We start from the raw sequence: 12,918 nt of genomic DNA, 5'->3' as shown, positions 1-12,918 counted from the left end.
GTACCCACGACGGTTCGTTCGGCGACCTCAGTGAACGTGATCGTCTGGTGACGGCAACAGGCGCGGCTCGGCGTTGATCAGATCGATCTGGCGCAGCAGAAAACCCATGTCTCGCCAATCCCCACCGTGCGTATTAACCGTGTCTGCAGGCAGCCAGCGAGCGCGCGCATAGCCGAAACGATCGATCAGAAACTCCAGATGCGGCGGCGGCTCACCCAGCACGCTGCGACCGGGATCGGCCAGGGTGCGACGGAGCAGGAGGTAGGCCATCGCGGCCCCATGGGCGCCGTCGCTCACCTGCGGGTAAGGCAGCGCGTCCGGTGGCGGGCCACGCGTGTCAGGCAAGGGCAGCGCCAGCACCTCGGTGTTGCGCGCGCGCAGGGCAGCATAGGAGCGCGTCAACTGGTCCAGACGCGCCTGCGACATCGGCAAGGTATAGAAGACCAGCAGCACCGCCTGGCGCTCACGGTAGTCCTTGAGCGCGGCCGAAGTGCCAACAGTGGTGGTGAAATCGAAGTCCGGCGGAGCCAGCCAGGGTCGGCCGGGCACCACCGCTGGCGTCAGTATCCGGGCCTGAAACCCGCTGGAGAAGGCGCGCAGGAAATTGACCATGTCCCAACGCTCCTCTACCGACATCTGCGACTCGAAGCCCGGCATGCCGCCCGCGGGCTTGCCGTGTGTCAGCCACCAGAAAAGGTCGCCGGCCGTGTGCAGGGCAGTGTGCGGTTCGGTCAGGTTGGCAGGAGGCTTGGGCAGACGCGCCGCCGTCGGTCCATCGCCCTTGCCACCCGCGCCATGACAGGCGATACAGTGCTGATCGAACAGTTCCGCGCCGCGTGCCACCGACACAGCGGCGTAAGCGGTATCGGTGCGGCGATAGGTGTCTGGATAGGCGTCCACAGTCAGCGCCGGCAAGCTTAGGGCAATACCGCCCAGCAGCGTGACCGCCGCCATGGCAGCCAGGCCACGCGCCTGCGCGGCGCCGGCTTTGGCGTCGATGCCGCGCAGGTGTTGTCGCGCCGCCGCGCCAAGCACCACGCTGATGATCAGCAGCAGCACCCCGCCCGTGACCCGCCACGCCACCCAGGCCCCGCCCCAGGTTGCCGCGACCGAAAAGCGAAATGAAAACGGCCACACCAACTGATCATGCGCGGCGGGCAGTGTCCCACTGATGGTTGCCGCGGCGAGCAGGATGAGCAGTACGACGGTCAGCTCGACCCGCACCAGACGCACCGCGTCGACGAATACCGCTTGCTGGTCAAACCGGATGTCACCGACACGCGGCATGCAGACGAAGCGCACGCGCGCAGCGACCAGCAACACGGGCACGAGCAAACTGATCTTGGCCAGCACCAGCAGCCCATAGTTGCTCGCGATCAGCGGCGCCGCCGTGCGTTCCAGCAGGGTGAACAAGCCCGCCAACAGACCGTCGCCGCCGCCCGGCCACTGCCTCGGCGCACCCAACTGCAAATAGCCGATGACCGAGCCGGAGACCACGAGCAGCAGCACGCTCGCTGTCGCGACCACCGAGAAACGTCGCAGTGCCGTCGCAAAATGGGTCCGGGCTGCAGGATCGTCGCTGCGCGCGGCCAGTCGCAGCCCGAGAATCAGTGCCGGCAAACCGCCGGCCCACAGCCCAGCGGCCAGCAGATGGACCAGGTGGCCGCTTCCGGCCAGCCAGATCGGCTCGGTGGCCGCACCGTGCCCGGTCAGCACAGCTGCAGTCGCATGCATCACAGCCAGGATAAACAGCAAGGCATCGAAACCACGCTCGCCGGACCAGGCCACCAGCCGGTTCCGGGCCACGAGCAAGATCAACAGCGCCAGCACAATGGCCTGCCGCGCCTGCCACACAATGCCAAAGCGCGAATTTTCCAGCAAACGCGAAATGTCGGCCCAGCGCAAGGCCGATTCCGCCCGCCCCGAGACCGACGCGGTTTGCACCATCAACAAGCCCAGACCGACCAGCAGCAGCAGGCCAGCCAGCCAGCGGGTCGCGGCCAGGACGGTATCTCGCCAGCGCACGGCCGCCGGGGCCACGTTCGGACCGCTCAGCAACAACAGGAAGAAACTGCCTATCAGGCCCAAGCCAGCGCCCAGTTGCAGCCAGCGCAGGGCAACACCGACGAACTCCATTTACGGCGAACCCGATGCGCTTTTCACGGTAAAGGTGTAGCCATAGTCGACCGTGTGTCCGTCGACCGACAGTACCCGGTACTTGACGGTGTAGGCGCCTGATTCGAGCGGCGGCAGCTCAAGCACGAGCAGTTTGCCATCCTCCTTATCGACCCGCGCAAGCGGGTGCACCACCGGCACACCACCTTGCCGAAACACATTGATCGTCGCATAGGCGGGCTCAATCTTTTCGTTGAACCACAGCCGAACCTGGCGGGGCGCTTTGCTCAGCTCGGCGCGCCGCGCCGGCTCCGATTTCACCAGCGCCGCGTGTGCCAGGACAGCAGGAGAGAACGCCAAGGCCATCAGCCCGGCCATCAGCACCGCCGCGCCACGCAGCACGGCATGGTCGCCGGACCCGGTCGACACCGATGCCTGCTTGAATCGGAACATCATTTTCAAGGCCTCCATTCGGCTTGCGCCTATTTCACGTCCGCAGCCGGACCGACCAAAACATTGACCTTGCGCACGGTGTACTCGATGGTCTTGTGCTGGGCATCGGACCAATAGACGCTGACCACGTGCTTGCCCGGTTTGACCGGCAGATCGAATACATAGCGGTACTGGTTCTTACCCAGCGGCACCAGGTCTTTCATGATCGGCATCAGGGACGTGCCATCAATATCGAGGTGCAGGTGGATACCCATCTTCCTGGCGCCCATGGTCATCGCCGCCAGATCCCCGGCGGTCTCGAACACCACCGCGATGCTGGGGTCCACCTGAGCCCCCTCCATCGGAGAAATAATCGTGATGGACGGCAGCGGGCGCGGCGCCACCGTTGACTTGCTGACGGGCATGTCCGCATGTCCGGATTCATGATGCGAATGATCAGCGGCCCAGGCGGGCAGCCCGGCCATGCTTGCCATCGCTGTCAGCGCGCAGGCCAGAGTGGAAAATTTCAACTTCATAAAAACTCCAGATTAACAAACCGGGAACTCATCGAACCAGCGAGCGGGACCAACACGCGGGAAAAATGCGCAGCCAGAACTGCGCGACATGATACAGAACAGATGCGATTGCAAGCCTGAAATGAACGACGGCGCATCACTCAGAAATTACAGAAATCGCCGCCCCAGCATACCCTCCTTGCGGGCGGACTCGTACAGCGCATCCCGCTCGTCGGGGTGCGCCAGCGCGATCAAGGCCCGCGCGCGCTCCGAGACGCTCTTGCCCTTGAGGTTGGCGATGCCGTACTCGGTCACCACGTACATCACATCGGTACGCGGCGTGGTCACCACCGTGCCGGGCTCCAGCCCCGGCACGATGCGCGAGGCGGGATTGGCGCCCTTCATGTAGCGCGACGACAGGCACATGAAAGACTTGCCGCCATCGGACATGAAGGCGCCGCGCACGAACTGCAACTGCCCGCCCGTGCCCGAAACATGCCGATGGCCAGCGCTCTCGGACGCGACCTGGCCGGTGAGGTCGATCTGCATGCAGTTGTTGATCGACACGACGTTGGGGTTCTCGGCGATCTTGTGCGGCAGGTTGGTCTGGTCCACCGGCAGCGACAGGCATATCTCGTTGCCATCAATGAAGTCATAGCTGCGCTTGTTGCCCACGGCAAACGTGAACACGATCTTGCCAGGGTGGCTCTGCTTGCGTCGGCCGGTGACTTTACCAGCCTCCACCAGATCAACCATGCCGTCGACGAACATCTCGGTGTGAATGCCCAGGTCATGCAGATTGGACTGCGCAATGGCCGAACAGACGGCGTTGGGCATGCCGCCGATACCGATCTGCAGGCACACGCCGTCGCCAATCTCGCGCACGATGTAGTCGGCCACCTGGCGATCCAGGTCGGTGATCGGCGCCGTGGGCAGTTCGGGCAGCGGGTCGTTGGCACCTTCGATCACCGCATCGATCTCGCTGATGTGGACCATGTTCTCGACCCCGTAGCACGTCGGCATGGATTCGCAGGTCTCTACGACGATGCGCTTGGCCACGTCGCAGATGGCGCGGGTGTAGGTGTTGCTCGCGCCGAAGTTGAAAAAGCCGTGGCGATCCATCGGAGCGGTCTTCATCACCAGCAGATCGACGCCCAGGTGGCTCCGGTAAATCGCCGGCCCCTCGCCGAAGTTGAAAGGCACATAGCTCACCAACCCTTGCTCGCACTTCTTGCGGTCATAGCCGGAGAAGTGCCAGTTTTCGTTGATGAAATGCTGCTGCTGTGGATCCTGCTCCATCACCTGACGTGGCCGCAGGCTCAAGGCGCCGCGAATCACGACGTCGCGCAGATCGCTTTTACGCGCCGCGAGCGCGGCATCGAACAGGTCGGGTTCGGCCAGCGCAAAACCATAATCCAGCCGGTCACCCGTCTTGACGGTCGCGGCCACCTCAGTGGCGCTGCGCCGCTTGACTTGAAGCTGTTTGTTGTAGTCCATCTGTCTTCTTTTCTCTTGGGTCGCGAGAGAGGGTCATGTGAATTGATCGTGGTGCCGCAATCCGGCACGCCTGTGATCCAGAACGCCGGCTGGCGCCGATGGCGGCGGGCCGGCTCGACCCGCTCGCCATCGGTTGGCGTTTCGCGTCAGACCGCGATATACACCGACTTTGTTTCCAGGTAGGAATCAAGCGACGCCTTGCCCAAGTCGCGCCCAATGCCCGACTGCTTGTAGCCGCCAAAAGGCATCGCAGGATTGAGCATACTGTGGCAGTTGACCCAGACCGTGCCCGCCTTGATTTTGGGGATCAAGCGATGCACCTTCGACAGGTTGTTCGACCAGATGCTCGCGCCCAGGCCAAAGTGGGTGTTGTTGGCCCAGGCCGCGACTTCTTCGATGTCGTCATAAGGCATGCAGGTCAAAACCGGGCCGAAGATCTCTTCCTGCACCACGCGCATGTCCGCGTTGACATTGGTGAGTACCGTGGGCTGCACGTAATAGCCCTTTTCCCCGGACCGGGCGCCGCCGGTCACGACGTTGGCGCCCTGACTGAGGCCGATGTCGATGTAGTTGCAGACCCGATCCATCTGCTCGCGCGAGACCAGCGGGCCCATTTGCGATGTTGGATCCAGACCGTGGCCCAGCGACATGGACTGCGCGATCTGTGCCACATCGGCGACCACGCGGTCGAACATTTTCTTTTGCACATACAGGCGGGAACCGGCGCAGCAAACCTGGCCGTGGTTGAAGAAAATGGCCTGCGCCGCGCCAGCGGCAGCGGTGGCGGGGTCGCAGTCGTCCAGCACGATGACCGGCGACTTGCCACCCAGTTCCAGCGTGAAGCGCGTCATGTTCTCGACCGCCGCCTTGCCGATCAGCTTGCCGACCTCGGTGGAACCGGTGAAGCTGACCTTGTCGACACCAGGATGGCTGACCAGCGGCGCGCCAGCCGACGGGCCGTCGCCGACGATGATGTTGACGACGCCGGGCGGAAAGCCGGCTTCAAGAATCAATTCGCCCAGCATGATCGCCGTCAAAGGCGTTTGCTCGGCGGGTTTGAGCACCACCGTGCAACCGGCCGCCAACGCCGGCGCGAGCTTCCAGACCGCCAACAGCAGCGGGAAGTTCCACGCCACGACGGCGGCCACCACACCGACCGCCTCACGGCGTGTGAAGGTCACGAATTCGGCCTGCGGCGCAAACGGGACCGAGATATCGGTGGTCGCACCCTCGATCTTGGTGGCCCAACCGGCCATGTAGCGCAAGGTGTCAACCGCCACCGCCACATCCACCGCTTGCGCCATGGCCGCCGACTTGCCGTTGTCAAGGGATTCAACTTCGGCAAAGCTCTGCGCGTTGGCTTCCAGCAGATCGGCCAGTTTCATCAACAGGCGTTCACGCTCGGCACCGCGCATCTTGCTCCACGGGCCGTGGTCAAAGGCTTGGCGCGCCGCAGCAACCGCCTTGTCCACCTCGACTTTGCCGGCCGACGCCACCTTGCCGATGACTTCCTCGTTGGCCGGGTTGATGACATCAATGGTCTGTCCGCTCTCGGACTGGACCCATTGCCCGTCGATCAACAAGGGGTGGGTGCCGCGCGCCAAAAATTTCGCAGTTCTATCGCAAATCAAGTGTTTAATTTCAGAGATATCCATGCTTTTGTCCTCAAGTTATATACATGTAAGCCACATGCGGCGGTTTCCAGCGTAGATAAACGCTGTTGTTCATTGCTGCGCCTAGCGCAACTCAAGTTCCGGCCCCGGGTGGTCCCGTGCCGATCTGCTGCCTGAGCAAAAACTCGACGATCCTGGACTCAAGTCCCGGCCATTCGCGGTGCGACTGCTGCCCTTCGCAGTACATCACGGGTGCAGCGCTGGCGCAGTTGGAGTAAGTCACGCAGCCTGCCGGATCCGGCCCCACCACCGGGGCCGCACATCCGTTGCAGTGGGCCCACCACTGCGCCGTCTCCCGCCCCCAGCCCGGAAACAAGGTATCCTTGGCGCCGTGCATGACCATCACCGGGATCGGCGAGCGGCATTGCATCTGCTCCAGATCCTGCTTGCGGAAACCCGCGGCACTGACGGCGATGCCGTTCACGTCGGCGCGCGTCGACTCCAGCAGCGCCAGTGCGGTCGAGACGGTGCCTCCATCCGAGTGACCCGTCAGAAAGACGCGCTGGCGATCGATGCACCAGCGCTTAGCTACGCTTTGCGCCACGCCGCCCAATCCGACGACGTTCTTCAAGCCCATTGGCCGGTGATCGACATAGGCAACAACGAGCCCGCGCGATGTTGCCGCTGCCGTCAACCGCGTGTAGTGCTCGGTCTGACTGGCGCTGGCACCAGCTGCTGCGTAGACCACCAGCAGAGGATGGGCGAACCGCGCGTCGTAGTTGGCCGGCGTTCGCACAAGATACGACAGCTTGCCTGCCGTCACTTTGCCCGCGGCCACTGCATCTGCCAGGGGACCGCCTGGACAACTGGACGGCAGCGCCGCCGGGTAGTCGTAGCGCCCGGCAATATCTGCTGACCCCGCTGCATCACCGCTGCAGGCGCTCAGTCCGGCCACCGCCAGCATCGCAAGCAACCAGCACCCCTTGATGGAACCGAATATCACAATAATTTATTCGACGAGGTACTCGCGCGCACCTCTGCAGCCCGCCGGGCACGCCCCGAAAATAGGTAAAGGGCAAATCCAAGCAGGACTACAACAAGTATCAGCAGGTATTTCTCATAGGCCGGCCTGTCGATGGCCACGCTGAAGGGGAACCTAGCTACATGTTCGCCCTTCTCGCCAGCAGTAACCAAACCAACAAATTTTCCAGGCTGATCGAATTTATGCTCGATCGAAATACTCCCGGTCGGATAGCGCTGGGGCGCAAGGTGCAACACGGTGACAGCTTCAGCATCAGCTTTTCCTTCGGGGTCCTGAATGATCCGCACCTCGATGGGCATGTCTCGCAACTCCGGATCGATCGCGTCGAGCGCCATCACGATAGAACCCGTCCTAGGAATGTCCTCGCAGAATTCCTTGCTGCCAGTGGCTTCCGGCTGGTAACCAGTGAAGTGCATCATGTACTTGCCCAGTTGCAGCTTGCAAACATCCTTTTCCATGGAAAGGTTGCCATGAGCGAAAGCCCGCTCGTGCACGGAGCCGAACAGCAATACGGCCAAAAAAATGGCAAAGTATGCTCGCATACTGCCTTTTTCAAACATCACATACTCCAGTATCAAACTTAAGGGAAATACATCGAGAAGCTGTCACTACAGTGCCGCCCAATGCCAATTTGCATGACGAACAGGCCAGCGAGGGCTGAACTCGCTGGCCTGCCCTGTCACCTTTAAATTGTTTTCTTGAAAACCGGAAGAATCGGCCCATCAACCTCGCTGATATAGCGTTTCCCCTGGGGATCATAGAAGAATATCAATCCGCCAGTTCTGCTGTCGACGTTTGACAGGAAACTCACCAGCCGCTCCACTTCCCATGCCACATCTGTGGTATCAAGCATGACCACGCGCTTTTCGCCTGGGGCAAGAGGCGCACTGCTATCGACTACGAGCCCGTTACCCGGCAACAATTCCTTTGGATATTTAGGATTGATGGCCGCCACGGCCACTGGAAGTTTCTTGTTGATGAATCGGATGTTTGCGGTTGTGAACTCGCCAATGCCCAGCGGTTGATCGGTGTTGTTCGTCATCTCTACGCTGAGCCGCATGCTGCGCCCGGGCACGTCATATTCAGCTCTTTTGAGTTTGATAGCAACACCCCTTGAATCCTCTGGCAGTGGCTCTGCGTACACAGTCCCCCCCTGGAGTGGCACCAATTGTGGAAACTCGCTCCCAATTTTGATGTAGCCAACAATCACCACCACCAAGAGCAATACCACCACTCCAGCAGCGACCTTGTCATCGGTGCGGGTCAACAGCAAATCTTCGCGTCCCTTCTCAAGCACACGCCAGCGCGAAATGAGCAACGGCCTGCGCAACCACCAGATCAGCCAGGCAACCGCAATCAGCGCGTACCCCGCTTGCCACATCTGCGCCCGTGCCACACCATAGTTCTCTAAATCATCAATCTTGGTTCCCGTCATCGTTGTGATGGGCTCCTTGAAATCTGCGGCATTGCCTTCAACACTCACCCAAGCCCCAGGCCCGATGATCGGGCCCGCGTTATGGACGTTCAGAACTGGGTGAAGGTGCCAATCCCCTGGAATCCGGCCTTTCATGATTATCTTGAAATCGTAGTCACGCCCGAGCACCATATTTTTGAATGACTGCTGCGCCGGCAGTCCGTTGATATACGTCTCGACCCGTGTCAGAACAGCGCTTGGCCCCCCAGTAGAAAGGAACACCAGGGTGGGTTTTGCAACTGCATCTGGCCAATCGCTCATCAATCGGAACTTCCCCTGAAGCGTCACAGTATCATTGACTTTGACCTTTTCGGTGGACCAGGTGAGGTCGTACCATTGGACGCTGCGGGTTCTGATGGAAGGCTCAGTCGCCTTTTCACCGTGTGCCAATGCCGTCTGCGGCAATGCCGAGATCAGCAATGCAACGCCTGCCAAGCCCGCCATGATCATTTTTCGAATTTTTAAAATCATGCTGCCACCTTCTTTGCTGTGGTATTTGCTCCAAACGCTTCCTTGAATTTCAGCCCGACAGGAGCATACTTTATGCTGCAGGCCGCAATGCCCAACCACCAGAAGGCGAAGTACGTGAAAACACAGAGAAACCCGGCGAAGAATGCCGACACCCAATTCGCTGAGTCTTCAAACGTGCGCAGGGTTCCGCGCTCAATGATCCGGATGTATTCAGGCGTGCCTGCGCGAGGGAATGTGTAGCCAATCAGATCGGCGAGTGAAGTCATCTGCCCCATGTGTTCCACGGGCTGAAAATAGGGCGCCAGGTAAACCCAATTGCTTGGGAGAAACATCAACCCAAAAAGTACGCCACCAACAGCACCTGTCACAAGCCAGCTTCGCGTCAACACCAGGATGGCGTCAAGCATAATGGCCCCCACCAAACATGTGGCCGGCACGACCAGACTCAAGGGGAAATGCGCCAAACCTTCCCAACTGTGGTAGCGGACAATCCAGACGCTAAGCAAAAATAACAGCACACTGGCAGTAGCGCCAATGGGCAATCGAAACAGCTTCCAAAAGATAGCCTGGAACGCAGCAGCCATCATGATCGTGACGACTGGCGTAATCGTGATCCAATACTGTCTATCCTTCCAGTCAATGAAAAAATCCCAATCGCCCGCCAGCAGCAAAAAACCAATGTGCGAAACGGACATGATAAGGAATGCAGCAACGAGAACGACCAGAACATCTAATGTCCTTGACCATTTTGCAATTTTTGGCGACATCTCCGCGACGTCTAGTACAGCCCGGTCATTTGCGGTCATAACATGCACCTTTTAATAAAATCTCAAACAATTTACACATCACTTTCTCTTTCATTAGTTTTTTATTTCAAATTTCTTAAAGCGGTCTTTGGGGCAACAGGTTACAAAAGAAATACTCCTCTCGCATATCTGAAAAACTCCAAAGACCGCTGATTCGTTACGCTTTCAAGCGATCACTTTCGATTGATCAGCCGCAGTGATTTCCTTGAAAAGCTCAGACATGCGCATCACCACCTGCAACAGCACGCCACCCAGAGCCAAACCTGTCCAGCCAAGCACCGTGAAGCCCCAGTGCAGCGGGTGGCTAAAAATTTCCTCGGTAAACCAGAATGCATGACCCCACTCGTTGTAACCAAGATTCGCCAGAATGAGCGCCGGTCCAAATACAACGAACAAGAGCGGTATCGAATGTCCCGATGCAAATTTTGGTATGCGCGTCATTGCATAAGTCAGGGTGCTGAAACCAAAAACCATGTACAACGGAACACAGGCGTAAAACACGACAATGTGGCTAGGGGTCAGTGCCGTGTCCCTGATAACTGTTTGGTGCCAGGTGCCGTCGGATTCACCGTAGAAGCTGGCAATCCCGAGAAAAGCAAACGTATAGATTAGAAACCAACCAACCAAGGTGAAATAGCGGCGAAGCTCTGTCTCTGGGTCGATCTTGGCGAGATTTTTGTCCCGCGTGAACCAGAGGTAGGCCACCATGAAAAGGCCTAAGCCGAAAATCACCGGAATCTCAATCTTGAACATCGTCACCCAATATGTTTGGAATTCCGGCGTCGTCGAGTCCAGCCCGTATTTAAAGGAATAGGCACCCTGGTACAAACGGTAAAAAAGCAAGAGTGCCGCCACACCAGCTACCCCTAAAGCCACTGGCCAAGCGTTGAAAATTTTTCGGGTGGACTGCAGTCCAGCTCCCACCCTCTCCATTGATTTCATTACAGCAGACATGATAATTTCCTTTCAGTTGATATAAAACACCGCACTAACGTGGTTGCATGAACTGGGCGACTTGAACCCCCAGCAACCCTACCACTACTCTTCCCCCCAGAAGAAGTCAACTAAAATTTGTAGTTAAGACCCAGGCCGACAGCCCAAGCGTTGACATCGGCCTTGTATGTCTCCGGCCCCGCACCACTGACGTTAGTGGTTCGGCTCGCATCGCCCTTAAATGCATAGGCTGCGAAAGTATCCAGTCGGACATTACGAGTGAAGTCGAAGCCGACGCCCGCAGTCAAAGTGTGGTTCCAGACCACGGGAACCAGTGTGGTCTGGACCAGCTTGACCAACTCCACATTCAGCGGAGCCGGACCCAAACCTCGCAAACCTCCCAGTGTGCTGTTGGGCGTGTTGCGCAGGATGTCTTCGGCGTAGCTGTAGCCCATGCGCAGGCTCCAGGGGCCGGTCTTGTATTGGGTGCCAACCGACAATAAGAATTGGTCGTTGTAGACGTCCTGGTAGGTTGCGGCCTTGCTCCAGTTCTTCCACACCAAATCGGTCTCGACCATCCAGTTCGGCGCAATATCGTAGGCACCACCAAACACGAGCTCAAGCGGCTGCTCGACACTCAAATTCTGGAACCCAGGGGTTCCTACCGTCGTATACAGGATGTTTTTAAAGTCGTATTTAACCGGGCTCTTGATCGCCGCACTCAACATCAACGCCTGGGTCAGTTGGTGCGTGACACCAAGCGAGCCACCGAAGCCAAAGTCATGCACGCTGGAAGTTGTGCCACCAAAACCCCCAAAGGCCGCCCCGGATGGACCCGCCGTCCCAAGTTGAGCCATCCCGAACCCGATGGTCAGAGTCGCACCTACCGAGGTCTGCGGCGTCAATTTTTTGGCGGCTCCGATATTGATATTGAATGACAGAAGTTCAACCAGTAGAGGCAGCCCGGTGATGGCTGGATCGGCACTGGCACCGGGGACGGTGATTGGACTGTTGCGGAAGTCCGCCCCCAGGCCGGCGTCGACCTCAATACCGGTTCCAAGATGCCAGCCGTCGCCCAGTTCATGGGTTACAGCCACATCGGGGGCAGCATAGTCCTCCGCCCCACTCTTTGACGTCCGCGTTCCCGCCGCGCCCGACTGCGTTACCTCGAGATTGGGTGCGAGGTATGCGGCTCCGATGCCAAAGTTGGTCCCACTGAACTGCGTCATCGTCGCCGGGTTGCCGAACACTGCCGCTGAGGCATCCTGAGGCTTGGTATAGGCTGCCCCGGCCATACCGCCGGAGGCGGGCTTCATGGACAGGTTCACGTCGGTTCCCGTAGGGAGCGCGAAGGCGCCGCTCGACGCCATCATGAGCACTGCGGCACCACCCAATTCACCCGCCTTTCGCAACACCCCACCGCGAGGCGCCTCAGTGCGGCGTGAAACAGTCTTAGGTGTCAATTCCGATTTGTCTGAAAAGTTCATTTTGTCTCCTTGTTAGATTTGGTCGCGGTTCGCGCAGCTTGTTACTCGCGAGTAGTTCAGCTGACGTGAATTTAACTAGCCGGCGTGGCGACGCCAACTCGGTACTTTCCCTAGGTATAAAGTGTTCCGATTCGGATCAAACCAAGCCAAAAAAACTTTGCGAAAAAACCTCGTTTGCAGCCCCTTTTTTCTTCTTTTCAGACGATGTTGCACATCCACTTCTACAGATGCTATGGATGCATCCCTCCCTAAGGGGAAGGAAATTGGAGCGCTGAGATTGAGCAGCCGTTGATCAAGGAGAAAAGCTCCTCTGCTGGGGTGGATCCTCTGATGGATACGGCATCAAAGTGCCCAAGGCGTGATAGACCACAGTCTTCACTAACACCACAGCGGATCTGTCATGTGTCTTACTCATAAGTCAGTAATTTAGCGGACAAATTCTCTGAACTTATTTGTTTGAGTTTTCTCCAAATTCGCATGAAACGGGACGGACGCAAATTGGCCCACAACACGCTCGAAGAAATGCGTGTTCT

At 58.8% G+C, this 12,918-nt stretch carries 11 protein-coding genes; all 11 read right to left on the bottom strand.

Annotated features, from left to right (window positions below; genetic code table 11):
* Window positions 1-27 precede the first annotated feature (27 nt).
* Window positions 28-2,136, bottom strand: a complete 2,109-nt coding sequence (locus tag C5P05_RS16120) for a c-type cytochrome (RefSeq protein WP_114970871.1) — start codon at window positions 2,134-2,136, stop codon at window positions 28-30.
* Window positions 2,137-2,571: a copper resistance CopC family protein gene (locus C5P05_RS16115; RefSeq protein WP_198674746.1), complete on the bottom strand. Its 435-nt coding sequence runs from the start codon at window positions 2,569-2,571 to the stop codon at window positions 2,137-2,139.
* Between the two features lie 26 nt (window positions 2,572-2,597).
* Window positions 2,598-3,083: a hypothetical protein gene (locus C5P05_RS16110; protein ID WP_114970870.1), complete on the bottom strand. Its 486-nt coding sequence runs from the start codon at window positions 3,081-3,083 to the stop codon at window positions 2,598-2,600.
* A gap of 147 nt (window positions 3,084-3,230) precedes the next feature.
* Window positions 3,231-4,559, bottom strand: coding sequence for an acetyl-CoA hydrolase/transferase family protein (locus tag C5P05_RS16105; protein ID WP_114970869.1), 1,329 nt, complete (start codon window positions 4,557-4,559; stop codon window positions 3,231-3,233).
* Window positions 4,560-4,705: 146 nt separating this feature from the next.
* Window positions 4,706-6,214, bottom strand: coding sequence for an aldehyde dehydrogenase family protein (locus C5P05_RS16100; RefSeq protein ID WP_114970868.1), 1,509 nt, complete (start codon window positions 6,212-6,214; stop codon window positions 4,706-4,708).
* Window positions 6,215-6,305: 91 nt separating this feature from the next.
* A complete protein-coding gene (locus tag C5P05_RS16095) occupies window positions 6,306-7,136 on the bottom strand; it encodes an alpha/beta hydrolase family esterase (protein WP_114970867.1) in 831 nt (276 codons plus the stop codon).
* A 35-nt stretch (window positions 7,137-7,171) separates the two neighbouring features.
* The gene (locus C5P05_RS16090) at window positions 7,172-7,774 is read right to left on the bottom strand and encodes a hypothetical protein (RefSeq protein ID WP_198674745.1); all 603 of its coding nucleotides are present in this window, start codon (window positions 7,772-7,774) and stop codon (window positions 7,172-7,174) included.
* Window positions 7,775-7,899: 125 nt separating this feature from the next.
* Window positions 7,900-9,159: a bacterial ammonia monooxygenase, subunit AmoB gene (gene amoB, locus C5P05_RS16085; RefSeq protein WP_114970866.1), complete on the bottom strand. Its 1,260-nt coding sequence runs from the start codon at window positions 9,157-9,159 to the stop codon at window positions 7,900-7,902.
* The gene (locus tag C5P05_RS16080; RefSeq protein WP_114970865.1) at window positions 9,156-9,965 is read right to left on the bottom strand and encodes a methane monooxygenase/ammonia monooxygenase subunit A; all 810 of its coding nucleotides are present in this window, start codon (window positions 9,963-9,965) and stop codon (window positions 9,156-9,158) included. The genes amoB and C5P05_RS16080 overlap by 4 nt, the downstream gene beginning before the upstream one ends.
* Before the next feature lie 165 nt (window positions 9,966-10,130).
* On the bottom strand, window positions 10,131-10,919 hold the full coding sequence (locus C5P05_RS16075; RefSeq protein WP_114970864.1) for a methane monooxygenase/ammonia monooxygenase subunit C: 789 nt from the start codon (window positions 10,917-10,919) through the stop codon (window positions 10,131-10,133).
* Window positions 10,920-11,029: 110 nt separating this feature from the next.
* On the bottom strand, window positions 11,030-12,385 hold the full coding sequence (locus C5P05_RS16070; RefSeq protein WP_114970863.1) for an OmpP1/FadL family transporter: 1,356 nt from the start codon (window positions 12,383-12,385) through the stop codon (window positions 11,030-11,032).
* Between the last annotated feature and the right edge of the window lie 533 nt (window positions 12,386-12,918).

Origin of the sequence: Rhodoferax ferrireducens (assembly GCF_003347515.1) — a bacterium.
GTDB lineage: Bacteria > Pseudomonadota > Gammaproteobacteria > Burkholderiales > Burkholderiaceae_C > Rhodoferax.
This window is presented reverse-complemented; position numbering and strand designations above follow the sequence as displayed.